Source organism: Polynucleobacter sp. AP-Kaivos-20-H2, from assembly GCF_018882215.1.
Classification (GTDB): Bacteria; Pseudomonadota; Gammaproteobacteria; order Burkholderiales; family Burkholderiaceae; genus Polynucleobacter.
The window spans coordinates 848,181-874,636 of the sequence record NZ_JACVOX010000001.1 but is presented as its reverse complement, the minus strand read 5'-3'; the positions used below and the strand labels follow the sequence as shown (position 1 = coordinate 874,636).

Below are 26,456 nucleotides of genomic sequence, written 5' to 3'. Positions count from 1 at the left end.
ACCCGCTTTAGACCGCCAAATTTTAAGAACTCTTTAACTACCTTTAGCTTGAACTGCTTGCTGTACTTGCTCATAAAACAAAACCCCCTTGGTTGGACATAACGTCCAACTTTTGGGGGTCAGTTCATTCGGGTGGTTTTTTCTTTGTTCGTCTGCCATCCCAGTTCACAACGGTCCAACAGATCGCTTCTTGCCACCATAAGTTACCGACACATTCCAAACAACCAAAAGAAAAGGGACCACATTGCTGTGATCCCTTTGTATGACTGGTGAGTCGAGCGAGATTCGTGCTCGTGACCCAAGAAGAACCGAGCACTAATCAGCTGGTTTCATAGTGAACTCGCCGTTATCACTGCTGTTTGCGGTTTTATTGAGCTCGTAGTACGTAGGTTCAGCTATGAATCCTACAGGGCCGCTAGGATCTTCTAAAATCATTTCAGATCTATTTGGCGAAATAACAAATCGATAGGTTTTACCGCTGTCAAATTGATAGGTTTGAGAAAATACGCCGAAAGAGCCTGACATTGTGCCGTCTACCTTAAGAATATGTTTTCCTGAAGGTATGTTTACGGTGCAATTACCTGCATTGGGGATGACACAGACTTTAAGGCCATCCACATAAACTTGGGCACTTTTCACAAGTCCAAAAAGAACCGTACTTGTGCGATTAAAGGTAAGGGTGACATCTCCGCCGGGATTCACGGGGGCAGCGCCTTCCTGATACCCCATACTCTGACATCCCGCTAATAGCGTGAGCAAAGCAATGCTCAGTAATTTTTTGATTGGCACTATTACATCCCCAAATTAAGCAATATTAGGCATACATTACCCCAAATTAGCTGCCGTAATCCAGGCATCTAGATTCCAAAGAAAAAGTCACCCGAAGATGGCTTTTGCATTGCTGGTAGGTCGGGCGAGATTCGAACTCGCGACCAAGGGTACTTAGACGCTAGGCTGGCGCTTTTTAATGAGCTCAGAAGCTGGGATCCGAACGATCTTCCCATCAACCATGGTGACGATTGCGGTGTTCGTTTGAATGGCTAGGTCAATCGCCGCTTGACCGGCGCGTTGCATGGCATAGTAGGAGCCTGCAATGTCGGGATCTGGGGAGTTACGAATGTCTTTGATGATTGATTCTCTCTTTTGCGAGATCGTCAAAGATTTTTTCGGTGAGTTACTTTTTTCCATATGCAGCATCATGATCTGGTTCAATTAATAACACTCTGAGGAAATGAGCTTCTCTAAAGCCAATTCCCCGAATCGATTTGCTAACTCGAAATGAGTAGAGTGCATCAATGCTCTTTAGTGCAGGAGCACTATGAATCTTTTCCCACTTCAATCCCTTGTCTCGGTAAACTTGGTTCCAGGTTAATTGTGTGATTTTCTCAAAAGTGGCAAAGGCTTTCTCTTGCTCGGTTGACTCTAGGCTCTCCCAAGTAGATTGGAAGATAGGGCTATTGAGATCAAGTTTAACTAAGGGCTCAGGCTTTACGTTTCGCGCCATGAGCTTTAGCCATTTTTAATTTTGAAAGGTCAGTTGCTTTGGCTGGGGTTTTTTGTGCCCAAGCCAAGGCTACTGATAAATCCTTTTTAATGGCTGGCGTATGTACCCAACGCTCATTGTCGGGGATAACTGTGGCGGTACGAATTACCCAAACGCCAGGTTCAGGCGTTTCCACCAATACCTGACGTCCCGCATGCTCTTTGCCAAGCGAGATCTGCCCACTGGATCCAATGGATTTAATAACTTGATGATCTATCACTGCGCCCATGGCATTCTCCTGTATTCATGCTGCATGATTGCATTATAGCATGATATTAAAATAAGATGCTAACTAAGGCCTCAATAGAAAAAGGGTAATGCCAATTAAGCCGATTGGTAAAAGAAAAAGCCCCGCAGAGCGAGGCTTAGTAATGCTTGGTGGGTCGGGCGAGATTCGAACTCGAGACCAACAGATTAAGGGGCATAAAATTTATTCTTGCTAGCAAAGAAAACAGAGATAGACGCCTAACTGGCATAGACCTATGGCCTTTTGGGTTTTAATATTGGGGCTTTCATTTTGGTGATTTCGAGTCTGTTTTATCGGGTAAACTGACAAAATATCCAATGAATTAAAATTATAAAATTGAGACACTAAATGAAATTTTCAAAGTTCGTTGCGTTAGTTTTATCCCTATTCTTATTAAATGCTTGCTCTGTTTACATGGCCGCACATCAGCCAACTCAAAAGAATGAGGCACTTTTTAAAGTGGGCACTTCTAGGGATGCCCTGATCGCAGAATTTGGTGTTCCAGTAACGAGTGGTGTTAAGAATGGCAAGAAGTATGAAATTTACAGATTTACGCAGGGCTATAGCCAGGGTAATAAAGCCGCGCGAGCTCTGGTAGAAGGCACAGCAGATGTCTTTACTCTGGGGCTCACTGAGATAATTACTACTCCTGTTGAATCTATCAATGATGGTAGCTTAAGAGTCTATGAAGTGACATACGATAGCAATGATTGCGTAGATCAAGTCATTATCTTGATGCCGAGCGCTAATCCGAGCGCCGCTCAGGCCACTGCAGCGCCAGCTAATAGTCAGCAGCCCCAACCAGGAGTGCAGAAGTAATTTAGATTAATTATCTAGAGCTTCCATTTTAAAAACGCCATTGCTAACGCTTGTATCGTTTTTATTTGCTTCATAGACTCCAACCTCAGCAGCAGTCCCTCCTACTAAGCCGCCTACATCGCCGCCTACTAAGGAGCCTATGCCGGCTCCAGCTAGTCCGGCAATCAGCTGTGTATTATCTGCGGAAATATTAAAGCGGTAGGTTTTGCCACTTTCAAAAGTGTAGCTACGTGAAAAATAACCGACCGTGAATGTGGCGTCTATTTTCAATGTACGTTTTCCGGCCGTGGTGTTTGATCTGCAATCTCCCCCATTAGGAATGGCGCAAACTTGAATGCCATCCACAAAGACTTCTGCATCTTTTAGGCTAGCAGAAAAGTTCTTTTCCCGAAAAAATACTAAACTTACGTCTCCGCCGGGGTTAGCAAATGTTTGTTGAGGAGTGGTTTGGCATCCCGCTACTAAGAACAGTAAACCGGCGCCGAGTATGTTTTTGTAAGACATCATTAGTCCCTTGAGCTTAATTCCTATAAAGCAAATATTACTTTAGGTGAGCTTTAGTTGCCGCAATCTGTGGCTAAAAGAAAAAGCCACCCGAAGGTGGCTTTTGTATAACTGGTGGGTCGGGCGAGATTCGAACTCGCGACCAACGGATTAAAAGTCCGCTGCTCTACCGACTGAGCTACCGACCCAGTTAAGCCATAAATTATAGCAAGAAGTTTGTAGGTCTTCCCTGGGTTTGTGGGGTCTGCCCCCTAAGCCCTTGTACTTACAAGTTCCTAGGAGTTGATCCGTCTGGCAACCGGTGGATTTTTAGAAAAATAGTCCTTAATTCCCCTCAAAATCGCCTCTGCAATTCGATCTTGATAGCCATCATCATTCAACCTGGCCTCTTCCTGCGGGTTGCTAATAAAAGCCGTCTCAACCAGGATTGAGGGAATATCTGGAGCCTTCAAAACCGCAAAACTGGCTTGCTCCACCTTCCCCTTATGTAGGGGTGCAAATCCTCCAATTTGCTTCAGAATCGAGTTGCCCACTTGTAGTGAGTCTTTGATCTGGGCCGTAGTCGACATATCCAGGAGTAGGTTAGCAACTTGACGATCTTGTGTTTTGATATTGATGCCGCCAATCAGGTCAGAAGCATTTTCTTTGTTCGCCATCCATCTGGCAGCAGTACTACTAGCTCCCATTTGAGAAAGTGCAAATACGGATGCTCCCTTGGCGTTTCTTTCAATGAAGGCATCTGCATGAATGGATACAAATAAATCGGCTTCAACTCGTCTGGCTTTTTGAACTCTGACATGCAGTGGCACAAAGTAATCGCCATCTCTAGTTAAGAAAGGGCGCATATAGGCCTCGCCTTCAATCTTGTCTTTGAGTCTCCTGGCAATTGCAAGCACTACATTCTTTTCTCGTGAGCCTGCAGCACCAATCGCACCAGGATCTTCACCACCATGGCCAGGATCAATTGCAATCGTGATCAAGCGTTTGTACTTGGCGGGCGCTGGCAATTCCTTGGGGTCTGGAATGGCTTGTGCAACTGGTGCTGCTGGAGTTTTAGCCAGCTCTTTTTCTTTCTTGGTGGCGAACTGCGCAATCAGATCCACTTCTTCATTGGATTTTTCAAGAGCGCTTTCTTTCTTGGCGCTACTTTTTACTAAAGCCATTAATGGATCTGGTGGCGTAGTAGGGTAGAGGTCAAACACCATGCGGTAGTTGTACTCACCAATGGGATCAAGCGTAAAGAGCTGTGGCTTGATGGGTTCTTTTAAGTCAAATACCAAACGCACAACTCCAGGCTGAAATTGCCCCACACGTACTTGTGAAATATACGGATCGTTTGGCTTTACTTTTGCCACTAAATCTTTAAGCGTGGGATTGAGCTCCAAACCTTGCACATCAACCACTAAGCGATCTGGATTTGTCAGAATCTGTTGGGTAATCGGTAGTGGTGTATCGGACTCCAAGGTAACGCGGGTGTAGTCCTCGGAAGGCCAGACGCGTACACCTAAAATCTTGGCACCCCAGGCAATATCCACCTCGGTAAGCAGAAGGGCAAAGCTCAAGAACTTCGCAGAAGTCTTAAGATGCCGCCTTCTAGAGAGGTTGATCTTTTTATTACTCATTCACTATTTAGTCATTACTAAGGGATGTGAATATCATCGACTACAGCTTTACCTTGAATAGATAAGGCATTAATAGTGATCGAGCGCTCATTCTCATCTGCGCCTACAGATAACAGAATCTGAATATCAAATGCAGGTAAAGTGCCCTCGGCTTTTTCTGGCCACTCCATTAAGCAAATACCCGGAACATCAAAATGCTCTGCAAATCCCGCCTCTTGCCATTCCAGGGGGTCACGCATGCGATACAAATCAAAGTGGTGAACCGTGATTGCTTGATCTTTTAAAGTGAGTGGATAGGGTTCGCACAAAGTGTAAGTAGGACTCTTTACTTTGCCCTCATGACCCAGTGCCTGTATAAGGTATCTCGCAAAGGTTGTTTTGCCTGCGCCAAGATCACCCTCTAAGGCGATGTTTAGGTGTGAACTAGGCTGCTTTATCAGAAAGTGCTCAAAACTGGCTGCCAGTTGCTTGGCAAGAGAAGCGGTATCGGCTTCCTGCCTACAATAGAGTTCTATTGCAGTGAGCGGAATTGCCGAGGTTGCCTGTGTTTGAGCCATTCCCCTAGTTTATTCAATTATTGCGCTACATTCTGTATTCCATATGCCTTTATCTACTAGTCCTCAACCTTTAGATGGGTCCAATCTACGTGACTGGCTTGGGGAGCAGGCTGCGTCCTTGGGGCTTGATGGCTTACGCATTACCGACACCCATTTAGGGCCTGCAACAGAACGTTTGCAGGAATGGCTGGCTGAGGGACGTCATGGCCACATGGAGTACATGGAGCGCCATGCCGAATTACGCTCTCATCCTGAGCTATTGGTTCCCGGTACAGTGCGCGTCATTTGTGTATCCATGAACTACCTCCCACCCGAAACTGATTTCGATGCTGAGTGGCAAAGGCTAGAAGATCCCACTCAGGCAGTGGTCTCCATGTACGCCAGAGGGCGCGATTATCACAAGGTACTCCGAAATCGCTTGCAAGAATTTGCCCAACTCATTGAAGAACGGATAGGGAAGTTGGGCTATCGCGTATTTACAGATTCAGCGCCGCTGATGGAAGTAGAGTTGGCACGTAAGGCGGGTTTAGGTTGGCGTGGCAAACACACACTGTTACTGAATCGAGAATCTGGCTCAACATTTTTCTTGGGTGAGATCTTGGTAAATGTACCACTTCCATTGGATCCAGAGATTGAAGAGCATTGCGGTACCTGCACCTCCTGTATTGATATTTGTCCTACTCAAGCCATTACTGCGCCATATCAATTAGACGCACGCAGATGTATTTCTTATCTCACCATTGAAAATCCTGAAGCGATACCAGTTGAATTTAGAAGCGCCATGGGTAATCGCGTCTATGGTTGCGATGATTGCCAGCTGATTTGTCCTTGGAATAAATTTGCCAAACGCACAGAGTTACCAGACTTTGCAAGACGTCATGGTTTGGGGCGGGCATCACTTTTACACCTGTGGTCCTGGACTGAGGCTGAGTTTGAGCAACGCCATGAAGGCAGTGCCATTCGCAGAATTGGTTATAGCCGCTGGCGTCGCAATCTGGCTGTAGCAATGGGTAATGCGCTGGCAAGTTCCGCTGTAGCAGATAGCGATAAGTCAGCTATACGCACAGCTTTAAGTGAGGTACTTGCCCAAGCTGATCCTCTAGTAGCTGAGCATATTGAATGGGCCCTAAAGGCTTAGAAGTCCTGCAAAGATTACAATTAAGTCATGTCATCCGCAGACCAGCCCTACATTGATCCTAGCGAAATCGCGCTAGAAGAGTCTGCGGCAGAGCGCTTTAAAAATCCCAGCGATGCATTTTGGTCTGGTATTCGGGATGCGGCAGGTGCTCCTGCGATGGTGCTCTTTGCTGGCATGGTGGGCTTCGGAGCAATGGGTAAAACCAATGGCTTTGATGTTTGGTTTACGACCTTTACTTCCTTCTTTATGTTCGCATTACCAGGGCAGGTTGTCTTGCTCGAGATGGCCATTACCGGCTCATCTGTTGTAGCTATTGCTTTAGCAGTTACGCTCACATCTACGCGCTTCATTACGATGACGGTGACACTCTTTCCGCAGTTTCATCAAAAGGATCGTAATCGCAGTCTGTATGCTTCGGTTCATCTACTGGCGATGACGGCATGGGCTATCTCCATGCGCGAGTTTCATGCGATTGAGGTGAGGCATCGCCTGAGTTATTTTGTTGGTTTAGGATTGCTGTGTTGGTTGATCTCTATTCCGGGAACCATTCTGGGTTTTTATCTGGCAGGAATGGTGCCACCTGCTGTGACCCTAGGTTTGGTCTTTATTAACCCCCTGTTTTTCTTGCTGACATTTACTGAGGTAAAGCCTTGGATTAACCGCATTGCAATTTGCTTAGGGTGCATCTTTGGCCCCATCTTCTTTATAGTTGATCGCGATACCAGCCTATTAACCGCAGGATTAGTCTCCGGAACCATTGCTTACTTTATTGACCGTAAGTTCTTGCGCAAGAAAACTGGAGTAGTTAGGTGATGAGTACGATCAACACCATGACTAACGCGCTCTCGGGTTGGGGTTTGTGGATTGCTTTAGTGGGCGCCTGTCTGGGTACTTACTTCTGTCGCGCAATTGGCGTCCTGCTATCGCAAAGTATCAACCAAGATAGCGAGATATTCCGCTGGTTGGCTGCTGTGACCTATGCGATGGTTGCCGCTTTAACTATACGCTTGATTGTGATGCCACTTGGCCTGATGGCAACCGTACCTTTGTGGATACGAGCGCTGATTTGTTCCTTGGCTATCGGCGTAATGATCTCTAAATCCACCAAGCGATTGGTTCCTGCCTTACTGACGGGAACTTTGCTGATGGTGGGTTACGGCGTAATTCGTTAAATAAAAATACGCCGTCCCATCCTTTTTTGCTCTTATAGGTGCGCCGCTAAAATTCTGGCGATATGCACAGCTTCTCTTTGGGTGCCATCGGCTATTTGATGGCGACAACTAGTGCCGTCAGCTACCACCCAGCTGCCTGGTGATTTCCGAATACTAGGTAAAAGACTAGCTTCTGCCATTTGCTTAGACACTTCAATGTGCTCGGCTTCATAACCAAAGCTACCAGCCATACCGCAGCAAGATGATTCAATTAGCTTAGGTTCTGCATTCGGAATAAGTTTGAGTAATTCCATTGCAGGGGTCACTGCAGCAAATGCTTTCTGATGACAGTGACCATGAAACAATACTGACTTATCAGCTGCTTTGAGATTCAATTTGAGCTTGCCTGCTCGTACTTCGCTAGCCAAAAACTCTTCGAGCAATTGCGCTTGTTTAGAAACACTGACAGCACGATCACCAAAACCCATTACTAAGGACTCATCCTTTAAGGTAAAGAGACAAGAAGGCTCTAAACCAATAATTGGAATGTTCTTATCTGAGTAGGGCGCGAGGTGATCAACCAATTCACCAAGAGTTTCCTTGGCCTTATCAACCATACCAGCAGCTAGATAGGTTCTGCCACAGCAAAACTCTTTAGAGCAGCCGCTTTTACTTGTTTGTTTTGTGGTATTGCTTTGACTCTTATGGGGAATATGAACACGATAGCCAGCAGCATTCAGTACTTTTAATGCTGCTTCAAGATTCTCATCTTCAAAGTAGGCGTTAAAGGTATCTGCCAATAGAACAACGCCTTTGCCATCAGCATTACTAGTCAATTCTTCTGGGCTGTATTGATAAGTGTTTGCCGCTTTCTGATTCCAGAAAGTTGTACTCTTCCAAATCGGCAAGCTTCTTTGCGCAGAAATCCCCATGACCCACTCTTGAAGTGTTGCAATAGGTTTAATGTGATTGCGTAAGTTGAGTAAGGCTGGCAAGAATGGAATGGCACTAATCGTGTTGGCATATTTAGGTAAATAGGCAACTGCTAGATCTCGTAATGAATAACCAACACGTTTCTTATAGGCAGATAAGAACTCAATCTTCATCTTGGCCATATCCACGCCAGTAGGGCACTCACGACGGCAGGCTTTACAGCTCACACACAGCTCCATCACATCTTTTATGGCGTCGCTTGCTAATGGAGAAGATTCGGGCGATGTTCCACTTTTTAGATCAAGTTGATTCGAAAGCGCTAGACGCAAGGTGTTTGCTCTGCCGCGGGTGAGGTGTTTCTCATCACGTGTTACGCGATAGCTTGGGCACATCACTTCAGCGTCAAACTTGCGGCAGTGGCCATTGTTATTGCACATCTCCACTGCTTTAGCTAAGCCCATGGCGGGATCACCGCCAGTGCCAGATGCGGTAGTTGCCTCTGTGACGGGATCGTTCTGAACGTTCCAAGCAGACCAATCTAATGCAGGTTGCAATGGAATAACTTTATAGCTTGGTGAAAATCTAAAGTTGCTTGCATCATCCATCTTGGGTGGATTGATGATCTTGCCGGGATTAAATAAACCCTTGGGATCAAAAGCGTATTTGATTTCTGCGAGGGCTTCAGTGATCTTGGGGCCAAACTGCCAAGAGATCCATTCGCCACGACAGAGGCCATCGCCATGCTCACCGCTATAGGCCCCTTTGTACTTACGTACCAAGGCAGAAGCTTCTTCAGCAACCGCACGCATCTTCTGAGCGCCATCTCTGCGCATATCCAAAATAGGCCGGACATGCAATGTGCCCACAGAGGCATGGGCATACCAAGTGCCACGTGAGCCATATTTAGTAAACACATCTGTTAAGGCTTGGGTATATTCGGCCAAACTTTCTAGTGGAACGGCGCAGTCTTCAATAAAGCTCACCGGCTTACCATCGCCCTTGAGACTCATCATGATATTCAGGCCCGCTTTACGCACTTCCCATAAGTTCTTTTGCAGAGACGCATCAGGCATCGGCACAACAGATCCAGGCAAACTCAGATCACTCATCAGTTCCTGAAGAGCTTTGAGCTTCTCAAGCAATGGCGCATGAGACTCACCCGAAAACTCCACTAACAGGATGGCTTCTGGAGTCTGCGCTGCGTGATCAATTAAGGCAGTCTCGATCGTTTTCTTAAAGCTGGGATTGCTACGCGCTAGATCAATCATAGTGCGATCAACCAACTCAACAGCGGTAGGGCCAAGCTTCACAATATGTTGTGCGCTATCCATTGCTTTGAAGAAACTAGCGAAGTTCACAATACCCAATACTTTATGTTGCGGCAAAGGCGCAAGCTTGAGTTTGAGGGACTTAAAGTACCCAAGAGTACCTTCGCTACCAACTAGAAGGTGGGCCAGATTGACACTGCCATCTTTTGTGTAAGGTAATTCACTCTGTGGATGAAAGATATCGAGGTTATAGCCAGCTACACGTCGCAATACCTTCGGAAAGTGCGCTTCGATTTCTGGTTGGAGGGTGGTGGCTAGATTTTTAACAAAGTCACCTAACTGCTTAGCAGCCCCAGTGCTACTTGCGTAATCGCTGAAGTTGGCAATTCTGCCATCTGCTAACCAGGCATCAATACCCAATACGTTATGCACCATATTGCCGTAAGCAATTGAGCGGCTACCGCAAGAGTTATTACCGGCCATACCACCAATCGTGGCTTGTCCTGCAGTAGAAACATCGACTGGATACCAAAGACCATGTTGCTTGAGTGAGCCATTGAGATGGTCCAGAACAATGCCGGGTTCAACTTCAACATAGCCTTTGTCAAGGTTGAGATCTAAAACGTTTCTGAAGTACTTGGTGTTGTCAATAACTAGTGCTGCACCAGTAGTTTGACCGCACTGACTTGTACCACCGCCACGTGGTAGCACCGGCACGCCCATCTCTGCTGCTATCTGAATTGCGCTAGCAATATCTTGAGCAGTTTTCGGTACAAAGACTGCAACAGGCATTGCTTGATAGATCGAGGCATCGGTTGCATAGCGCCCGCGACTCGCACTATCAGTCATCACTTCACCTGAAGTCTCCTTGCGAAGACGTGCCGCTAAAGCCGCTTGATCAACCATGAGTTCTTTAAGATCTAAGGGTTTATTCATGATTTGGCAGCTTCTGACAGGGATTCTGATTGGAGTAATTGAGCAACGACATCGCGTTTATTTCTGACGTGTTGGATCATAATTTTTCTCATGCGGACACTATCTCGTGCCTTAAGGGCATCAAGCATTTCTTGATGTTCTTCCACAGCCTTTTCCCACTTAACGCCATCTTGATTGGAGCGAAAGCGTAGTGCTTCAATGCGCGCATTTACTTGGGTAAAGAGTTTTGATAAAACAGGATTGTTTGCTGCCTGATTAATCAGATGGTGAATGCGTAAATTGAGTTTGTAATAACTCGATAAATCACGGCGCGCATAAGAGGCCATCATTTCATATTGGAGGGCTTCTAATTCAGAGAGGGTGGCATTGCTGATATTATTGGCTGCCAATTCCCCAGAGAAACCTTCTAGGTCTGCAATGACATCGAAGGTATTCAATACATCTGCAAGGCTGAGTTGTACGGCGATGGCACCGCGATTAGCAATTAACTCCACCAGGCCCTCAGCTGCCAAACGTCGAATTGCCTCCCGAATGGGAGTGCGGGAGACGTTGAGGCTCTCAGCCAATTCACGTTCATTCAATTTGCTACCAGGGGCAATCTTGCCCTCGACCAAGAGGGATCTCAGCTTCTCGAAAGTCGCTTCATGCAAATTTTGTGAATTTGGCTGTTCTACTACCGTCATGGATCAACCTTTAGTTAAGCTCTTGGCTCATTAATTTGTATACAAAATAAGAATAAACCATCTTAAAGCATAAATACAGCCTTTAAATGCTTAATTTAGGCTTTATACAAAGGATAATTTTAAATAAATTGTATACAAAATGGAAATTTCCCAAAAATTGTCATACACTAACAGCAGAAATAACTACCTATAAACACTTTAAAAGTGAGACAAAGCATGTTGAAACTTGATAATCACGCATCAGGACGCCATTTTTTACATATCCCTGGCCCAAGTCCTGTGCCTCCACGCGTACTTCGCGCTATTAGCTATCAAACTATCGACCACCGTGGTCCAGAGTTCGGTGCATTCGGTCTGAAGGTATTGGAAGGTATTAAAAAGATTTTTAAAACTGAGCAACCGGTCATTATTTATTCCGCATCCGGAACCGGCGCTTGGGAAGGTGCATTAGTCAACGTTCTCAATCCAGGTGACAAAGTGTTGTTCTATGAAACTGGACAATTTGCAAACTTGTGGCGTGCACTTGGTAAGCGTCTTGGCTTAGATGTTGAGGTGGTCGGTAAAGCGGGGCAAGATTCTTGGCGTTGGGGTGTGGATGCATCCGTGATTGAAGAGCGTTTGCGCAAAGACACTGGTCATGAGATCAAAGCTGTTTGCGTAGTGCATAACGAAACTTCAACTGGCGTAACATCCAATATTGCAGCAGTTCGTAAAGCAATTGATTCCTTAAAGCACCCAACCTTATTGCTCGTAGACAGTGTATCTGGCTTGGGTTCAGCCGATTATGAGCATGACAAATGGGGCGCGGATGTTACTATTTCTGGCTCACAAAAAGGCTTGATGTTGCCACCTGGGATTGGCTTTAATGCTTTATCACCGCGTGCGATTGAGGCTAGTAAAAATAACAAAATGCAAAAAGCGTATTGGGCTTGGGATGAGATCTTGGAGTCTAATAAAAATGGATATTGGCCAACGACTCCCAGCACCAATTTGATGTACGGTTTACATGAAGCCATGGACATGATGATGGCCGAAGGATTGGATACGATCTTTGCGCGTCACCAGCGTTTAGCTGCTGCATGTCGTGAAGCAGTCAATGCATGGGGTCTAGAAATTCAGTGTCAAGATAAAGACTGCTACTCACCAGTGTTGACTTGTATTGCAACACCAGAGGGTATGGATGCCGATGTATTGCGTAAACATGCGCTGGAGAAATTCAACCTCTCCTTGGGAACAGGTTTAGGCAAGATCAAAGGCAAGGCATTTCGCATTGGCCATTTAGGCGATTGCAATGAATTGAGCTTGATGGCCGCCCTCAGTGGGGTGGAGATGAGTCTAGGTTCTATGGGTTACAAACCCAAGACCAGCGGAGTCGTTGCAGCCCAAGAGTTCCTTAAATAAGAAGTACTTAGAGCAACTTAGGGCAAATGAGAGTAGGTGTAGCTAGATTCCTCAGGTTCAATCTGGCTACACCCCTTATAATTCAAGTACTTATATAGAAGTGCATGAAATAAATACACCATATTCGAGATAGAAAGATTAAACATGACCGCAACTAAACCTTACCTCACTCAAGCTGACGCTCAAAAGATTTTGGACGCCGCAAACAAACACGCAGCTGCAAATAATTGGGCAGTAACGATTGCCGTTTGTGATGACGGCGGTCATATGTTGGGCTTGATTCGTCGTGATGGCTGTGCTCCGGTATCTGCATACATTGCACAAGAAAAAGCACGTACAGCTGCAATGGGTAAACGTGAGAGTCGCGTTTATGAAGAAATTATTAATAACGGCCGTACCTCATTCTTATCTGCTCCACATATTTCGGGCATGTTGGAGGGTGGGGTCAATATCGATGTAAATGGCTTTACCATCGGCGCAGTCGGCGTTTCCGGCGTTAAATCGACCGAGGATGCTGAAACCGCTAAGGCCGGCATTGCGGCCATCCTGTAAGTTACCTTGACAAATACTGCTACTGAAATAAATTCTTCTACAGGGGTGAGCGATACCGCTACCCCTGCTGCTACTGATACTGCTCCTCCAGCAACAATTACTTTTGCTGACTTTGGTTTAGATCCGAAAATTCAAAAAGCGGTTCTTGAGCAGGGTTACACCATTCCTACTCCGATTCAAGCGCAATCCATTCCGCATGTATTGGCGGGTAGTGATTTGATGGGTGCAGCACAAACTGGTACTGGTAAGACGGCCGCCTTTGTATTACCGATCATTCAAAAGATTTTGCGTCACGCGAGTAACAGCGCATCGCCAGCACGTCATCCAATCCGTGCATTGGTTCTCACTCCGACCCGTGAGCTGGCAGTGCAAGTAGCTGAGAATGCGGCAAGCTATTCCAAACATACAGATTTACGGGCTGCCGTTGTTTATGGTGGCGTCGATATGAAAGAGCAAGTAGCGATACTGCGTAATGGCGTAGAGATCTTGATCGCCACCCCAGGACGCTTGCTCGATCACATTGGCTCCAAAGTTGCCAACCTCTCTCAAGTGGAGATTTTGGTTTTGGATGAAGCTGATCGCATGCTCGACATGGGCTTCTTGCCTGACTTGCAACGCATCATTAATTTGATTCCAGCACAAAGGCAGACCCTGTTGTTCTCTGCAACGTTCTCACCAGAAATTAAGAAACTGGCACAAAGTTATCTGCGTACTCCAGTAACAGTTGAGGTGGCTCGTCAAAATGCCGCGGCTGATACTGTGAAGCAAGTAGTGCACATGGTTTCTTCTGCCGATAAGCAACGTGCGATTGTCAAAGTGCTAGAAGCACGCACTCGTGCTGGTTTATCACGTCAGTGCATTATCTTTACCAATAGCCGTTTGGGTTGCGCAAAACTATCTCGTGCCTTAGAGCGTGACGGTATTAAAGCGGGCGCAATTCATGGTGACAAGAGTCAGGGTGAGCGTACTTTAACTTTGGATGCCTTTAAGTCTGGTGCAATCGAAGCATTGGTAGCAACCGATGTGGCTGCTCGTGGTTTAGATATTCCCGATATGCCGTGCGTGATTAATCACGAGCTGCCTTACAACGCAGAAGATTTTATTCACCGCATTGGTCGTACAGGTCGTGCCGGCAGCAAAGGGGACGCGATTGCCTTAGTGGACGCTAGTGAAAAGCGTTTGCTTGACGATATCGAAAAGTTAATGAAGCGCAAGCTGGATGTACAGCCTTTACCAGCAGGCGAGCCTTCACAAAGTCGTCCTTCATCTAGTGGTTATGGCAGCTCCAGTGGTTCTAGCAGCTCAAGAAGTGCACCAGCAAAAATGTCTGACCCTTTCTTCTATAAGTCTTACGAGCCAAGTGCAGCGTCTGTATCTACTGCAGATGCCGCTAAGCCAGACGAGAAGAAGGCGGGCATTACTCCCGCTAAACCTGCTGTTGGTGCTTTACTCGGCGGCTTTAAGAAAAAATAATTAACTGAGTAATTAACTTCGCCATGCATGAGTGGCTGCCAATACCCACTCTGCAATGGTGACATTCTCGCCATCCGGCAAATTCTGTAATCCCAAATGTGTTGCTGCTTTACGTAGCTCTATCAGCGAGTGCTTCTCATCTTGCGTATTAATTTGTGTTGCTAAAGTTTGCTTGCTCAGTTTTTCACCATGCTCATCGAGCACCAGTGGAAGATGAAGATATTCTGGCCGCTTGTATCCCAAAACTTCTTGCAGATAAATTTGTCTTGCAGTGTTGCTGAGTAAATCTTCACCGCGAACAATGTGGGTGATGCCTTGTTCTGCATCATCAACTACTACAGCTAACTGATAAGTAAATAAGCCATCACTCCTGCGTAGGACAAAATCACCCACTTCTGTATTGAGGTTTTGGCTTTGAGAGCCCAGAGCTAAGTCGTTAAATTCAATATGGCACTTTTGGGGAAGGCCAATCCGCCAAGCCCGCTGCAATTCCCCGAAAGATTCTGTGGGATTGCTGATTAAGTGTGCAGGGCGACAGGTGCGGGGATAGACCATCTCTTGATTGCGAGGGGTCTCGATTCCGAGCTTGGCCAGGGCATTGGTGATGGTTTGTCTTGAACAGGTGCAGGAATACAGGCATTGAAGCCCATTTAAGCGCCCTAAAGCCCTTTGATAAGCCTCTTGGCGCTGAGATTGATAAATGACCTCCCCATCCCAAGAAAGGCCGCAGGCGAGCAATTGAGCCTGAATTTGCTCGGTTGCCTGGGGGATGCATCTCGGGGTGTCCAAATCTTCGATTCTAAGCAGCCATTTACCCCCATTTTTACGGGCATCTAGCCAACTTCCGAGGGCGGCAACCAGGGATCCAGCATGCAGCGGACCAGTAGGCGAGGGGGCGAATCGCCCGCGATAGCCGCCGGTTGGGGATGAGGGGTTTTTGGGTGTCGACACAGCTAAAATCATCTCATGGCTTCACCCCGTTTTGTTCATCTTCGCGTCCATTCCGAGTTTTCGATTACGGATGGAGTCGTGCGCATTGATGATGCGGTAGCTGCTGCCGTCAAAGATGAGATGGGCGCGTTAGCGATTACGGATTTAAGTAATTTATTTGGTTTGGTGCGGTTCTATACCGCCGCGCGTTCTGGCGGGATCAAGCCGATTGCCGGAGCGGATGTTTGGGTGAGCAATCCACAGGATCCAGATCAGCCTCATCGCTTATTGCTCTTGGTGCAAAATCATTCCGGTTACCTCAATTTATGTGAGCTGCTCAGTAGGGCATCTCTCGACAATCAATCCCGTGGTCGTGCTGAAGTCGATTCCACTTGGTTTAGTGAGCCTGCCGCCAAAGCAGAAGATAAAGCGGCCAAGCGCACACTCTCTTATGGCTTGATTGCACTTTCTGGCGCACGCATGGGTGAAATCGGTATCTCGCTATTAGGTGGGCAAGAAGATCATGCCAAGACTGTTGCTAGACGCTACGAAAAACTCTTTCCGAAATCTTTTTATATCGAAGTGCAGCGCGGCGGTAATCCTCAAGATGAAAAACAACTCCAGCTTGCTTGTCATCTCGCCAGTGAACTAAATCTACCGGTGGTTGCAACCCACCCAGTGCAGTTCATGCAAAAGAGCGACTTTACGGCGCATGAAGCCCGTGTTTGTATTGCTGAAGGGGAGTTGCTAGGTAACCCGCGCCGCGCTAAAAAGTTTAATGACGAACAGTATTTTTTAACGCAAGATGAGATGGAAAAGCGTTTTGCTGATTTGCCCGCAGCATTAGCGAACTCGGTTGAAATTGCCAAGCGTTGTAATCTCTCATTGGTATTAGGTCAACCGCGTTTACCGGATTTTCCAACTCCTCCTGGTATTACGCTCGACGATTACTTGTTGCAGCAATCGGAAATAGGTCTTAAGCGTCACATGGAGCGCAATTTCCCGGATGCAGAAGAGCGCGAAACAGAAATGAAGCGTTATCACGATCGTTTGGTATTTGAAGTCAAGACGATTTCTCAAATGGGCTTCCCGGGTTACTTCTTGATCGTTGCGGACTTTATTAATTGGGCTAAAAATAATGGTGTACCAGTAGGGCCTGGTCGCGGATCTGGTGCCGGCTCTTTAGTGGCGTACTCACTCGGTATTACCGACTTGGATCCACTCCGTTACAACTTGCTCTTTGAGCGCTTCCTCAATCCAGAGCGGGTATCGATGCCCGACTTCGATATCGATTTCTGTCAGCATGGTCGCGACCGTGTGATTCAGTATGTAAAAGATAAGTACGGTAAAGATGCGGTGAGTCAGATCGCCACCTTCGGAACTATGGCAGCTAGAGCGGCGATTCGTGATGTGGGACGTGTACTAGAGCAGGGCTATAACTTCGTAGACGGTATCGCCAAACTCATTCCGAATAAGCCAGGTCAGTACATGACGATTGAAATGGCGAAGAAGGAAGAGAAGCAGTTAGCCGAGCGCGAAAAGAATGAAGATGAAGTGCGTCAGCTACTTTCCTTGGCGCAGCAGTTAGAGGGCATGACTCGCAACGTCGGCATGCATGCGGGCGGCGTATTAATTGCCCCAGGGCGCCTCACTGATTTTTGTCCGCTCTATACGCAAGAAAGTAAAGATCAAGACAGTAGCTCTGTGATCAGTCAGTTTGATAAGGATGACGTAGAGGCGATTGGTCTGGTGAAGTTCGACTTCCTGGGTCTGACTACGCTGACTATTTTGGCAGCAGCTGAGCGCTGGATTAAATCATTACACGCTGATCGCAGAGACTGGAATATCGGTGAGATTGCGCTCGATGATGAAAAAGCCTTTGATGTTCTGAAGCGCGCTAATACTGTCGCAGTATTCCAGTTAGAAAGTCGTGGCATGCAAGGCATGCTACGTGAAGCCAAGCCTGACCGCTTTGAGGACATTATTGCCCTAGTGGCTTTATATCGTCCAGGCCCAATGGATTTGATCCCAGACTTTATTGAGCGTAAGCATGGTCGTCAAAAAGTAGAGTATCCAGATCCTCGGATTGAGTCTGTTCTGCGCGAGACCTACGGCATCATGGTCTATCAAGAGCAGGTGATGCAAATGGCGCAGATGATTGGCGGTTACTCATTAGGTGGTGCTGACATGTTGCGCCGTGCGATGGGTAAGAAAAAGCCAGAAGAGATGGCTCAGCATCGCAAGATCTTTAGTGATGGTGCAAAAGCCGGTGGTATTACAGAGTCAAAGGCAAATGAGATCTATGACTTGATGGAGCGTTTTGCTGGCTACGGATTTAATAAGTCCCATGCTGCTGCATACGCGCTCTTGGCATATCAAACTGCTTGGCTAAAAGCGTATTACCCAGCCGAATTTATGGCAGCCAACTTATCACTCGCAATGGATGACACCGATAAGGTGAAAATTCTGTATGACGATTGCTTAGTCAATAACATTCGGGTGTTCTCACCGGATATCAATACTGGTGTTTATGAGTTCACGCCATTGCGCGCACCCGATGCAGCTCCAGATTCATCCATCAGTCACATTCGTTATGGCTTAGGTGCTGTGCGTGGTACCGGTGAGGCGGCGATTGAATCCATCGTGAAGGCGCGTGAAACTGGCGGGCCATTTAAAGATTTGTTTGATTTCTGCGCACGAGTGGATCGTAGACAAGTTAATCGCCGCGCTATTGAAGCGCTAATGCGCGCGGGTGCGTTTGATAGCTTATATCGCGACTCCGTCCCTGCAGGTGGGAATTTGTTTGACATTCGCTCTACCTTGCTCGCCTCTTTAGCTAGAGCGATTGAGGCTGCTGAGCAAGCAGAGGCATCGATTCATCAGGTGAGCTTGTTTGAGGTAGCTGGTGAAGAGGATCGCCATCTCCCAGAGTTGGTGCGCGAGCCTACCTGGTCGGAGAAGAAGCGCCTGCAAGAGGAGAAGACCGCCTTGGGTCTTTGCCTAACAGGTCATATGTTTGATGCCTATCGTGATGAAACTTCTCACTTTATTCGTCAGCCTTTGGCTAAGGTAGCGGAGGGTAAAGATCAACTCATTGCCGGCATTATCACTTCAGCACGAATGCTCACTGGTCAACGCGGTCGTATGATGATTGCAACTATCGATGATGGCTCTGCTGCCCTCGAAGTGACCTTGTATAGCGAAGTCTACGAGCCCAATCGTTCTTGGTTAAAAGAAGATGAGCTCTTGGTTGCCAAGGTCAATGTGACGCCTGACAAGTTCTCAGGCGGCATGCGCATTGTGTCTGAGGCGGTAATGGATATCACAGGTGCGCGTATGCGCTTTGCCCGTAATGTGCATGTCTGCATTGATAACGCAATTGATATCAAGATGCTCCGTAGCCAAATTAATCCCTATCTTATGGCCAATCGTGTACGTGATCCTAAGCTTGGCGCATCTGCTCCTGCTGCGCCGGGATCGAACGATGGTATGAAGGGTTTAATGCTGACGGCTGCTGTGACTACTAGTGGCGGCGCTTGCTTGATGCAGTTCCCAGAAGAGTTGCGCATCTATCCTGACGATGCCTGCTTGCATGGCTTAAATCAAATCCTAGCTTCTAAGCAAAAAGATCCTGTACAGATTCAGTATCACTGATCGTATTGGTTGATCTAGTTCGGTAATGCTTTCCGAACGGCCTCAATGACTTGCTCGGGTTCTAGCAGGTCCAAGCACTCACTATAACTATCGGCCTTATCTAGGCATCCGGCTTTACGACAAGGTACGCATTCACCAGGGCCTTGCAGAATGGTGACATTGCCTACAGTTTGAGTGCGAGCACGCAATTGATATGGCTGTTCACCAATAAAACCATTGGGCCATGGGCCAAAGTTCGTTGGCGGAGTGGCGCCAAAGAGGGCGATGGTAGGCGTATTGCATGCTGCTGCTAAGTGGGTGATTGAGGTATCAACTCCGATATACAAAGCAGCACCACGAATCAAAGTGCCTGCTTGGGGGATAGATAATTTACCAGCAGCATTGATAACTTTTTTCTTAACCTCTTCATCCAACAAGGAAATGATGTCGTGATTGAGTTGTATATCTTGCTTAGCAGGTGAGGCGCTAAGGATTACCTGGAAGTTCTGCCTTACGAGCCAGGTGATGAGCTCTTGCCAATACCCTAGAGGCCAACGTTTATAGGCAGTTAGGGGTCCTGGGTGTACAACGACATAAGGTTGCTTAAGTTCGTTGGTAATGGCCGGCGTTAAGGGTTCTCCAGCAGGCGGGGTAACTGAAATTGGTTTGGAAAATAATTCAGCTCGGTTTTTAAAAAAGACCTCTAGTAGGCGCAGTTTTTCAGTGATGACATGCTGCTGAAAGTAGTCAACATCCACTGTGTGCATGCAGATAAATTTCTTCCAGGCATTTTGCTTCTCACTCTTGCTGCGATTTTGTTGATCTTGTGCATCTTTGCCTTGCGGGTGGCCACCAAGAACGCCAACTCTTCTAAAGGCGGCTACTAGACCATACAAGTAGGCGCGATCGCTTGGCTGCGTCACTACTGCTAAGTCATAACGCTGAAACAGGCGATTAAAAAGTGATAGATATTCACCAAAACCTGGTCGATCCGAAGTTTCTATCACTTCAGCAATATCAGGATTGCCATGAAGCATCTCTAGCTTGCCGCGATAACCTAAAAAATGAAACTCCGCATGAGGCCAAAGCTCTCTAGCCTTACTAATGAGGGGTGTTGTTACTAATACGTCTCCAATTTGCCTCGTGGCAATAAATAAAACCTTTTTAGGTTTGAGTGTGGAGTATGTAGTCATGGCAGTGCGAATGCTTAAAGGGCCTTAGCCAAGATCTTCTCCCGAACCCGTCGAGCATTCTCGGTGGCATTACTTTGATCATGGATTTGATGAAAGAGATGCAGTACTTCAGTAGACCATGAGCCTGACTTGCGGCGAATGCGATGGTGTTGCAGGCGGAAGATAAAGTCGGCATCTTCATGACCCCAGCCGGTCATGGTTTCATCAAAGCCATTGACAGCTTCAGCATCGGCTTTCCAGCAAGCCATATTGCAACCCTTGATGCGACGCCAAACAAATTTTTTGTAGTCACGCCAAGAGCCATTGCCCAACTTTACTTTAAGGGGCCAATATTTATTGATGCCCCCACTTAAGCGCTTGCTGATGAGGTTTGAACAAAAGCGCTCAAAACTCCACTGAGGCCAAGTGAGTAATTCGGTGGTCAGGTTTTTATTGAGTAGGACTCTGCTGCCAGTAACTAAGTATCCCTTTTGCGCCAACGCACGATGCCGCGCTACAAAATCGGGCTGGACAATGCAATCGCCATCCAGAAAAACCAAGTAATCACTATGAGCTGCGGCAATTGCTTTATTGAGGATCTTGGTTTTCTGAAAGCCTTGATCTTCTTGCCAAAGATGGGTAATGGATGCGGGGTGCGAGCCTTGAATGGAGTCAATGAGGTGTTTTGTGCTCTCAGTAGAGCCATCGTCGGCGATGATGATTTCAAAGTTCTTGTCGGTTTGCGTAGCAAGAGATTCTAGGCAAAGCTTGAGCGCTTGTGGCCAGTTATAGGTAGCCAACAAAATCGAAATCATTTGCTGGCTTCCTGATTCAGGTGCCACAACTTGATATAGCGGTAATAGGTTCCTTGACCATTGGATACCGCCAATGCAAATCCCTGAGGACCATCTAAGAATCCCGCACGCAAAACATAGGTCCGGAAAAATGCCCATGCACCATGCAGAACTGCCTTGAGAGGGCTGCTAGTTTTACCTCTGGCAAATGCTTGCTCTGCTGAGGCGGTGGAGTAGCGATCTAGTTTTTGGAGCACTTGAGAGTAGTTCATGAAGCTGTAATGCATCATGGGATTTTCTAATTTTGCGACTTGGCCATTGGGAACTAGGCGTTCATGAACCAAATCATCTGAGAAACGAGCGGTACCGCGTTTAAATAAACGATCGACATAATCCGGGCTCCAGCCAGAATGGCGGATGAAGCGTCCGCAATACCAAGAAAGCCTGGGGATGGCAAAGCAATCCACATGGGCGCTATGGTGAATGGCCGTCAAAATTTCTGACCTTAGGGCAGGGGTGAGTCTTTCATCGGCATCCAGCGAGAGAACCCACTCGCTGGTAGCTAAATCCAGGGCGCGGTTCTTTTGGGGCCCAAAACCGGGCCAATCTGACGGCTGGGCTATCGTTGCCCCGTGGTTTTTGGCTATCTCAAGGGTGCGGTCAGAGCTGTTGGTATCTACAACCACGATCTGCTGGGCGATCCCCTCTAGGGAGGCCAGACAATCGTCCAAATTGGCCTCTTCATTGCGGGTGATGAGTATGACTGATAAGGTGGGCATAATTCATTATATGAATGCTCAAGACCGTACCGCCCTAAATCGCTTAATTACGTATCTCAAGCCCCATTACGGCTTGATTATTGGATCACTTTTGGCCATGGCTTTAGTTGCTGCTGCCGAGACCTCAATCCCCGCCTTAATGAAGCCTTTGTTGGATAGAGGCTTTACGGGGCAGCTCAATAGCAAGCTCTGGCAGGTTCCTGTTTTCTTGGTAGGTTTGGCTTTGGTGCGAAGTTTGGCCCAATTTTTGTCGAACTATTTACTTACTAGGGTAATTAACTCCGTACTTTTAAAGTTACGTGCGCAAATGTTTCAAACCCTTTTGAACGCTAGCACTACTTTTTTTCAAAAGAACTCGGCATCGACTTTAATAAATGGTGTTGTCTTTGAGGTGAATAACGTTCTCTCCGTCATGGGAACAATGTTAATTAGCTTAGTGCGAGATTCATTGACGGTCGTTGGCTTAATTGGTTATTTAATTTATTTAAATTGGCAGTTGACTTTAGTCGTTTTAATTATTTTTCCCGTGATTGCATTCATCATGAGCAAAATTAATCGTCGCTTAAGGTCTCTTAACAGGGAGCAGCAAACGCTCACAAGCGATCTTGCTTATATTGTTGAAGAGGCTGCAGCGGGATATAAGATTGTCAAAGTACATGGTGCGGAAGAGTATGAAATGTCCCGCTTCATGCAAAAGGCAGAACGCTTGCGCCAGTTTGCCTTGAAGTCTGCTGTGGCTGGCGGTCTAAATCAGCCAATTACACAACTCATTGCCTCCATGGCTTTGTCGGTGGTGTTGGTGATTGCCTTGATGCAATCTGCTACCGAAGGTACTACTGTTGGTGGATTTGCCGCCTTCATTACTGCAATGATGTTGGTGATTTCTCCCTTAAAGCATTTAGCGGATATCAATCAACCTTTGCAGCGTGGCCTCACTGCAGCAGAGATGATTTTTGCATTGATGGATCAGCCTTTTGAGGAAGATCAAGAGCGCAATCAAAACATGAAGTCGCTTGACAAGGCAAAAGGCGCTATTCGTTTTGATGATGTAGGGTTCTCTTATCAGCAAGAGGCGGGACGTAAATATGCCTTAAGCAATATCAATCTCACTATTAAACCTGGAGAAGTGGTTGCCTTTGTGGGGCCTTCTGGTGGCGGTAAGTCGACGCTTGTGAATTTGTTACCTCGATTCTTCAAACCTACTAGTGGCCATATTTACTTGGATGACATTCCGCTGGAAGATATTGTGCTCGCAGATGTACGTCGACAAATCGCATTTGTGAGTCAAGATGTCATTCTCTTTAATGACACTATCGCTGCTAATGTGGCATATGGCGCAAATGGCTCAGCGGGAATTGATCGTGGTCGCGTGATGCAGGCATTAGAAGCTGCCAATCTCAGCGCTATGATCAAAGAACTGCCGGATGGCATCGATTCCATGGTGGGAGATAACGGTAATCGCCTGTCTGGTGGGCAACGCCAGCGCTTGGCAATTGCGCGTGCTATTTATAAAGATGCACCAATTCTGATTTTGGATGAAGCCACATCAGCTTTAGATTCTGAATCCGAGCGTCAGGTTCAGGAAGCGCTAGATACCTTAATGGCTAATAGAACGACTTTAGTAATTGCACACCGTTTATCGACTATTGAACATGCCGACAGAATTGTGGTTCTAGAGCACGGCAAAATTGTCGAGAATGGCTCTCACGAGGATTTAATTAAGCACGATGGCTTGTATGCGAACTTACATCGCATCCAATTCTCTAACGCTTAATTCAGAAAACTTAACTCAGAACAATATCGTATTGCTCTTGGCGGAAGCTACCTTCCGCTTGCAGGGTAATTGGCTTGCCAATGAAATCCCCCAACTGCGCCAAGAATTGATTCTCTTCCTCTAGGAATAAATCAATTACATCAGGTGCAGCCACAATCCTAAATTCTCGGGGATTAAATTGGCGATGCTCTCGCACAATTTCTCGCAAAATCTCATAACAAATCGTTTGGGCCGTTTTAATCTCACCTTTGCCAAGGCAAGTGGCACATGGCTCACAAGTGATATGGGCTAAGGACTCACGCGTCCGTTTGCGGGTCATTTCTACTAAGCCCAACGCGGAAAAGTCACTCACTGAGGTGCGAGCATGGTCGCGTTCAAGATTGCGTTTGAGTTCATGCAATACAGACTCTTGATGGTCTTTGCCAAGCATGTCTATGAAATCAATGATGATGATTCCACCTAGATTGCGCAAGCGGAGTTGACGTGCAATCGCTTGGGCTGCCTCTAGATTGGTTTTAAAGACAGTGTCATCGAGATTGCGAGCGCCTACATAACTCCCTGTATTCACATCAATCGTAGTCATCGACTCTGTTTGATCGATCATGAGATAGCCACCAGACTTGAGATCGACTCGGCGACCCAGCGCTTTATTTATTTCTGCATCGACATCAAATAAGTCAAAGAGGGCGCGCTCGCCACGATGTAGAGTCAGCTTGCCCAAAAGATTGGGCATGTAAGCATTCGTAAATGCTTTGAGCTTCTCAAAATTCTCAGCAGAATCCACACGGATTTGAGTGGTGTCTTCACCTGCAACATCTCGTAATACACGCTCCGCTAGGCTAAGATCCTGATAGAGCAGGGTAGGCGCCGGGTTGTGTTTCATGGTCGCATGAATGTTTTCCCAGGTAGTTCGCAGGTAAAGCATGTCATGCTGCAGTTCTGTGTCGGATGCATCTTGAGCGCTAGTACGGACGATGATGCCGCCTTTTTCATCTTCAGCCATCAGGCCTGCAAGACGGGCCTTAATGGCCTCGCGTTCTTCAGGTTGATCAATCCGCTGAGAAACGCCAATATATTTTTCAGTAGCGGTATCGCTACCTGCTGGGGGTAGGTAGACTAAATTGCGTCCAGCAATACTCAATTGGGTTGTTAAGCGTGCACCTTTAGTTCCTAAAGGATCTTTTAATACCTGTACTAACAGTGTTTGACCTTCAAACAATAATTTTTCAATTTGTGCTTGAGGATTATTTTGTGTGATATCAGCGACGTGCATAAATGCCGTGCGCTCAAGACCAATTTCGATAAATGCCGATTGCATGCCAGGCAGTACACGAACTACCTTGGCTAAGTAGATATTTCCCACAATACCGCGTTGGCGAGTGCGCTCAATTTGTAACTCTTGAACCGCTCCTTGCTGAATTAAAGCAACGCGCGTTTCTTGCGGGGTGATATTAATTAGTATTTCTTCGTTCATATGCTGCTAACTTGGGCGCGATCTAGTAAAAGCTTCGTTTCATAAATAGGTAGACCCATGATACCGCTATAGCTGCCCTGAATTGAGGGAATAAAAGTCCCACCCAAGCCCTGTATGCCATAGGCGCCAGCCTTACCAAAGGGTTCGCCGCTGGCGATGTAGGTGTCAATCTGCTCTATCGACAAATCAGCAAACTGAACTTTAGAAACCTGTACAAGCTGTATGGGTTTTTCATCGGGATTCACAGTGATCGCTACCGAGCTGAGTACTTCATGTACTTTGCCGCTGAGCATAGCTAGAATTCGGGCAGCATCCGCTGCATCGACCGGTTTACCCAAAATTTCACCATCGGGATGGTTGGGTAAGCATACAGTGGTATCGGCACAGAGAATCGGAGCCCAAGGTAAGCCACCCTTTTTCCATCGGCTGAGTGCTGCAGCACTTTTTGCCAAGGTAACGCGCTCCACATAGGGGCGTGCTTTTTCTTGTGGGAGAGGGATTTCGATACTCTCACTATCTTCATCAGGACTTGGTAACAGCATTTCAAAGCGAACACCCATTTGCCTTAAGATCTCTTGGCGGCGAGGGCTTTGTGAGGCAAGATAAATAAAAGAGTTCAACGGATTACTCACGATGATAGGGATGGCCTTGCAGAATAGTCCAAGCTCTATAGAGTTGCTCCACTAGCATTACTCTGGCCATGGCATGCGGCAAGGTAAGGCTGGAGAGTCGCCACATGGCTTGCGCACCTGCTTTTAGACTGGGGTCCAAGCCATCCGCACCACCAATTAAAAAGGTAATGTCAAAACCTTCTTGGCGCCAGCTAGCCAGTTGAGTGGCAAGATTCTGAGTGGTTTGGTCTTTGCCTCGCTCATCCAAAGCGATCACTCTGGATCCCTTGGGGATGGATGCTGCAATTTTTACGGCTTCTTTTGCGGGTGTGAGATCAGGTTTGATCTCTTTGATTTCAATGCTGCAATCCGCAGGCATTCGTTTGATGTAGTCATGAGTTGCCGTGGCAACCCAATCAGGCATCTTATGACCAACAGAAACGATGGTGAGCCGCATTGCCG

The 26,456-nt window shown here is 46.9% G+C and carries 25 protein-coding genes and 1 tRNA gene; 9 read left to right on the top strand and 17 right to left on the bottom strand.

The features are described 5' to 3' along the window. Positions 1 to 315: 315 nt before the first annotated feature. From ICE89_RS04415 to ICE89_RS04400, 4 genes are all read right to left on the bottom strand, one after another. On the bottom strand, positions 316 to 789 hold the full coding sequence (locus ICE89_RS04415; RefSeq protein WP_216264980.1) for a hypothetical protein: 474 nt from the start codon (positions 787 to 789) through the stop codon (positions 316 to 318). 153 nt (positions 790 to 942) lie between these two features. Next, complete coding sequence (locus tag ICE89_RS04410; protein WP_216861943.1) at positions 943 to 1,158, bottom strand: hypothetical protein; 216 nt, start codon at positions 1,156 to 1,158, stop codon at positions 943 to 945. Positions 1,159 to 1,174: 16 nt separating this feature from the next. Continuing rightward, complete coding sequence (locus ICE89_RS04405; protein ID WP_216264979.1) at positions 1,175 to 1,504, bottom strand: hypothetical protein; 330 nt, start codon at positions 1,502 to 1,504, stop codon at positions 1,175 to 1,177. Beyond that, complete coding sequence (locus tag ICE89_RS04400; protein ID WP_216264978.1) at positions 1,482 to 1,772, bottom strand: hypothetical protein; 291 nt, start codon at positions 1,770 to 1,772, stop codon at positions 1,482 to 1,484. The genes ICE89_RS04405 and ICE89_RS04400 overlap by 23 nt, the downstream gene beginning before the upstream one ends. Before the next feature lie 366 nt (positions 1,773 to 2,138). Between ICE89_RS04400 and ICE89_RS04395 the strand changes: the two genes are divergently transcribed. Further along, positions 2,139 to 2,609 carry a hypothetical protein gene (locus tag ICE89_RS04395; RefSeq protein WP_216264977.1) on the top strand — a complete coding sequence of 157 codons (471 nt, stop codon included), beginning with the start codon at positions 2,139 to 2,141 and terminating at the stop codon, positions 2,607 to 2,609. 6 nt (positions 2,610 to 2,615) lie between these two features. Here the strand turns inward: ICE89_RS04395 and ICE89_RS04390 are convergent, their stop codons facing one another. The 4 genes from ICE89_RS04390 to tsaE form a co-directional block, all read right to left on the bottom strand. After that, positions 2,616 to 3,116: a hypothetical protein gene (locus ICE89_RS04390; RefSeq protein WP_215285736.1), complete on the bottom strand. Its 501-nt coding sequence runs from the start codon at positions 3,114 to 3,116 to the stop codon at positions 2,616 to 2,618. Positions 3,117 to 3,225: 109 nt separating this feature from the next. Beyond that, positions 3,226 to 3,301, bottom strand: a tRNA-Lys gene (locus ICE89_RS04385). 87 nt (positions 3,302 to 3,388) lie between these two features. After that, on the bottom strand, positions 3,389 to 4,735 hold the full coding sequence (locus tag ICE89_RS04380) for an N-acetylmuramoyl-L-alanine amidase (protein ID WP_216264976.1): 1,347 nt from the start codon (positions 4,733 to 4,735) through the stop codon (positions 3,389 to 3,391). A 17-nt stretch (positions 4,736 to 4,752) separates the two neighbouring features. Further along, the gene (tsaE, locus tag ICE89_RS04375; RefSeq protein WP_216264975.1) at positions 4,753 to 5,292 is read right to left on the bottom strand and encodes a tRNA (adenosine(37)-N6)-threonylcarbamoyltransferase complex ATPase subunit type 1 TsaE; all 540 of its coding nucleotides are present in this window, start codon (positions 5,290 to 5,292) and stop codon (positions 4,753 to 4,755) included. A 43-nt stretch (positions 5,293 to 5,335) separates the two neighbouring features. Here tsaE and queG point away from each other — a divergent pair, with 43 nt between their 5' ends. From queG to ICE89_RS04360, 3 genes are read left to right on the top strand one after another with little or no spacing between them, the layout of a single operon-like run. Next, the gene (gene queG / locus ICE89_RS04370) at positions 5,336 to 6,430 is read left to right on the top strand and encodes a tRNA epoxyqueuosine(34) reductase QueG (protein ID WP_216264974.1); all 1,095 of its coding nucleotides are present in this window, start codon (positions 5,336 to 5,338) and stop codon (positions 6,428 to 6,430) included. A 27-nt stretch (positions 6,431 to 6,457) separates the two neighbouring features. Continuing rightward, positions 6,458 to 7,243 (top strand): AzlC family ABC transporter permease, encoded by a 786-nt coding sequence (locus ICE89_RS04365; protein WP_216264973.1) that lies wholly within the window; start codon positions 6,458 to 6,460, stop codon positions 7,241 to 7,243. Then, on the top strand, positions 7,243 to 7,602 hold the full coding sequence (locus tag ICE89_RS04360; RefSeq protein WP_216262387.1) for an AzlD domain-containing protein: 360 nt from the start codon (positions 7,243 to 7,245) through the stop codon (positions 7,600 to 7,602). The genes ICE89_RS04365 and ICE89_RS04360 overlap by 1 nt, the downstream gene beginning before the upstream one ends. Positions 7,603 to 7,634: 32 nt before the next feature. Here the strand turns inward: ICE89_RS04360 and ICE89_RS04355 are convergent, their stop codons facing one another. Both ICE89_RS04355 and ICE89_RS04350 read right to left on the bottom strand, forming a co-directional pair. Then, positions 7,635 to 10,718 carry an FAD-binding and (Fe-S)-binding domain-containing protein gene (locus ICE89_RS04355; RefSeq protein WP_216264972.1) on the bottom strand — a complete coding sequence of 1,028 codons (3,084 nt, stop codon included), beginning with the start codon at positions 10,716 to 10,718 and terminating at the stop codon, positions 7,635 to 7,637. Continuing rightward, positions 10,715 to 11,401 (bottom strand): GntR family transcriptional regulator, encoded by a 687-nt coding sequence (locus ICE89_RS04350; protein ID WP_216262383.1) that lies wholly within the window; start codon positions 11,399 to 11,401, stop codon positions 10,715 to 10,717. The genes ICE89_RS04355 and ICE89_RS04350 overlap by 4 nt, the downstream gene beginning before the upstream one ends. A gap of 216 nt (positions 11,402 to 11,617) precedes the next feature. Between ICE89_RS04350 and ICE89_RS04345 the strand changes: the two genes are divergently transcribed. From ICE89_RS04345 to ICE89_RS04335, 3 genes are all read left to right on the top strand, one after another. Continuing rightward, entirely contained in the window at positions 11,618 to 12,802 is a 1,185-nt protein-coding gene (locus tag ICE89_RS04345) for an alanine--glyoxylate aminotransferase family protein (protein WP_216264971.1), read from the top strand. A 144-nt stretch (positions 12,803 to 12,946) separates the two neighbouring features. Continuing rightward, positions 12,947 to 13,354, top strand: coding sequence for a heme-binding protein (locus ICE89_RS04340; RefSeq protein WP_072583972.1), 408 nt, complete (start codon positions 12,947 to 12,949; stop codon positions 13,352 to 13,354). 6 nt (positions 13,355 to 13,360) lie between these two features. After that, positions 13,361 to 14,827, top strand: coding sequence for a DEAD/DEAH box helicase (locus ICE89_RS04335; RefSeq protein WP_216264970.1), 1,467 nt, complete (start codon positions 13,361 to 13,363; stop codon positions 14,825 to 14,827). 12 nt (positions 14,828 to 14,839) lie between these two features. On the opposite strand, the gene gluQRS is transcribed toward ICE89_RS04335, so the two are convergent. Next, entirely contained in the window at positions 14,840 to 15,778 is a 939-nt protein-coding gene (gene gluQRS, locus ICE89_RS04330; protein WP_370625323.1) for a tRNA glutamyl-Q(34) synthetase GluQRS, read from the bottom strand. A gap of 15 nt (positions 15,779 to 15,793) precedes the next feature. On the opposite strand from gluQRS, the gene dnaE reads away from it, so the two are divergent. After that, positions 15,794 to 19,411: a DNA polymerase III subunit alpha gene (gene dnaE, locus ICE89_RS04325; protein WP_216264968.1), complete on the top strand. Its 3,618-nt coding sequence runs from the start codon at positions 15,794 to 15,796 to the stop codon at positions 19,409 to 19,411. Between the two features lie 14 nt (positions 19,412 to 19,425). Here the strand turns inward: dnaE and ICE89_RS04320 are convergent, their stop codons facing one another. The 3 genes from ICE89_RS04320 to ICE89_RS04310 are packed head-to-tail and all read right to left on the bottom strand — an operon-like array spanning position 19,426 to position 22,135. Beyond that, on the bottom strand, positions 19,426 to 20,583 hold the full coding sequence (locus ICE89_RS04320) for a glycosyltransferase family 9 protein (RefSeq protein ID WP_216264967.1): 1,158 nt from the start codon (positions 20,581 to 20,583) through the stop codon (positions 19,426 to 19,428). 14 nt (positions 20,584 to 20,597) lie between these two features. Beyond that, positions 20,598 to 21,377, bottom strand: a complete 780-nt coding sequence (locus tag ICE89_RS04315; RefSeq protein ID WP_216264966.1) for a glycosyltransferase family 2 protein — start codon at positions 21,375 to 21,377, stop codon at positions 20,598 to 20,600. After that, on the bottom strand, positions 21,374 to 22,135 hold the full coding sequence (locus ICE89_RS04310; RefSeq protein WP_216264965.1) for a glycosyltransferase family 2 protein: 762 nt from the start codon (positions 22,133 to 22,135) through the stop codon (positions 21,374 to 21,376). The genes ICE89_RS04315 and ICE89_RS04310 overlap by 4 nt, the downstream gene beginning before the upstream one ends. Positions 22,136 to 22,145: 10 nt before the next feature. On the opposite strand from ICE89_RS04310, the gene msbA reads away from it, so the two are divergent. Further along, the gene (gene msbA / locus ICE89_RS04305; protein WP_216264964.1) at positions 22,146 to 23,909 is read left to right on the top strand and encodes a lipid A export permease/ATP-binding protein MsbA; all 1,764 of its coding nucleotides are present in this window, start codon (positions 22,146 to 22,148) and stop codon (positions 23,907 to 23,909) included. Between the two features lie 10 nt (positions 23,910 to 23,919). On the opposite strand, the gene rng is transcribed toward msbA, so the two are convergent. The 3 genes from rng to rlmH are packed head-to-tail and all read right to left on the bottom strand — an operon-like array spanning position 23,920 to position 26,451. After that, on the bottom strand, positions 23,920 to 25,383 hold the full coding sequence (rng, locus tag ICE89_RS04300; protein ID WP_216262365.1) for a ribonuclease G: 1,464 nt from the start codon (positions 25,381 to 25,383) through the stop codon (positions 23,920 to 23,922). Continuing rightward, positions 25,380 to 26,015, bottom strand: coding sequence for a nucleoside triphosphate pyrophosphatase (locus ICE89_RS04295; protein ID WP_370624849.1), 636 nt, complete (start codon positions 26,013 to 26,015; stop codon positions 25,380 to 25,382). The genes rng and ICE89_RS04295 overlap by 4 nt, the downstream gene beginning before the upstream one ends. Continuing rightward, a complete protein-coding gene (gene rlmH, locus ICE89_RS04290; protein WP_216262363.1) occupies positions 26,008 to 26,451 on the bottom strand; it encodes a 23S rRNA (pseudouridine(1915)-N(3))-methyltransferase RlmH in 444 nt (147 codons plus the stop codon). The genes ICE89_RS04295 and rlmH overlap by 8 nt, the downstream gene beginning before the upstream one ends. Between the last annotated feature and the right edge of the window lie 5 nt (positions 26,452 to 26,456).

What these genes read in the sequence shown, in the direction of transcription:
- dnaE (WP_216264968.1), top strand. Translation starts at nt 15,794, where the DNA reads ATGGCTTCACCCCGTTTTGTTCATCTTCGCGTCCATTCCGAGTTTTCG.
- ICE89_RS04345 (WP_216264971.1), top strand. Translation starts at nt 11,618, where the DNA reads ATGTTGAAACTTGATAATCACGCATCAGGACGCCATTTTTTACATATC.
- ICE89_RS04390 (WP_215285736.1), bottom strand. Translation starts at nt 3,116, where the DNA reads ATGATGTCTTACAAAAACATACTCGGCGCCGGTTTACTGTTCTTAGTA.
- queG (WP_216264974.1), top strand. Translation starts at nt 5,336, where the DNA reads ATGCCTTTATCTACTAGTCCTCAACCTTTAGATGGGTCCAATCTACGT.
- ICE89_RS04405 (WP_216264979.1), bottom strand. Translation starts at nt 1,504, where the DNA reads ATGGCGCGAAACGTAAAGCCTGAGCCCTTAGTTAAACTTGATCTCAAT.
- ICE89_RS04400 (WP_216264978.1), bottom strand. Translation starts at nt 1,772, where the DNA reads ATGGGCGCAGTGATAGATCATCAAGTTATTAAATCCATTGGATCCAGT.
- tsaE (WP_216264975.1), bottom strand. Translation starts at nt 5,292, where the DNA reads ATGGCTCAAACACAGGCAACCTCGGCAATTCCGCTCACTGCAATAGAA.
- rng (WP_216262365.1), bottom strand. Translation starts at nt 25,383, where the DNA reads ATGAACGAAGAAATACTAATTAATATCACCCCGCAAGAAACGCGCGTT.
- ICE89_RS04380 (WP_216264976.1), bottom strand. Translation starts at nt 4,735, where the DNA reads ATGAGTAATAAAAAGATCAACCTCTCTAGAAGGCGGCATCTTAAGACT.
- ICE89_RS04395 (WP_216264977.1), top strand. Translation starts at nt 2,139, where the DNA reads ATGAAATTTTCAAAGTTCGTTGCGTTAGTTTTATCCCTATTCTTATTA.
- ICE89_RS04320 (WP_216264967.1), bottom strand. Translation starts at nt 20,583, where the DNA reads ATGACTACATACTCCACACTCAAACCTAAAAAGGTTTTATTTATTGCC.
- ICE89_RS04340 (WP_072583972.1), top strand. Translation starts at nt 12,947, where the DNA reads ATGACCGCAACTAAACCTTACCTCACTCAAGCTGACGCTCAAAAGATT.
- ICE89_RS04350 (WP_216262383.1), bottom strand. Translation starts at nt 11,401, where the DNA reads ATGACGGTAGTAGAACAGCCAAATTCACAAAATTTGCATGAAGCGACT.
- ICE89_RS04310 (WP_216264965.1), bottom strand. Translation starts at nt 22,135, where the DNA reads ATGCCCACCTTATCAGTCATACTCATCACCCGCAATGAAGAGGCCAAT.
- ICE89_RS04355 (WP_216264972.1), bottom strand. Translation starts at nt 10,718, where the DNA reads ATGAATAAACCCTTAGATCTTAAAGAACTCATGGTTGATCAAGCGGCT.
- ICE89_RS04365 (WP_216264973.1), top strand. Translation starts at nt 6,458, where the DNA reads ATGTCATCCGCAGACCAGCCCTACATTGATCCTAGCGAAATCGCGCTA.
- ICE89_RS04360 (WP_216262387.1), top strand. Translation starts at nt 7,243, where the DNA reads ATGAGTACGATCAACACCATGACTAACGCGCTCTCGGGTTGGGGTTTG.
- msbA (WP_216264964.1), top strand. Translation starts at nt 22,146, where the DNA reads ATGAATGCTCAAGACCGTACCGCCCTAAATCGCTTAATTACGTATCTC.
- rlmH (WP_216262363.1), bottom strand. Translation starts at nt 26,451, where the DNA reads ATGCGGCTCACCATCGTTTCTGTTGGTCATAAGATGCCTGATTGGGTT.
- ICE89_RS04315 (WP_216264966.1), bottom strand. Translation starts at nt 21,377, where the DNA reads ATGATTTCGATTTTGTTGGCTACCTATAACTGGCCACAAGCGCTCAAG.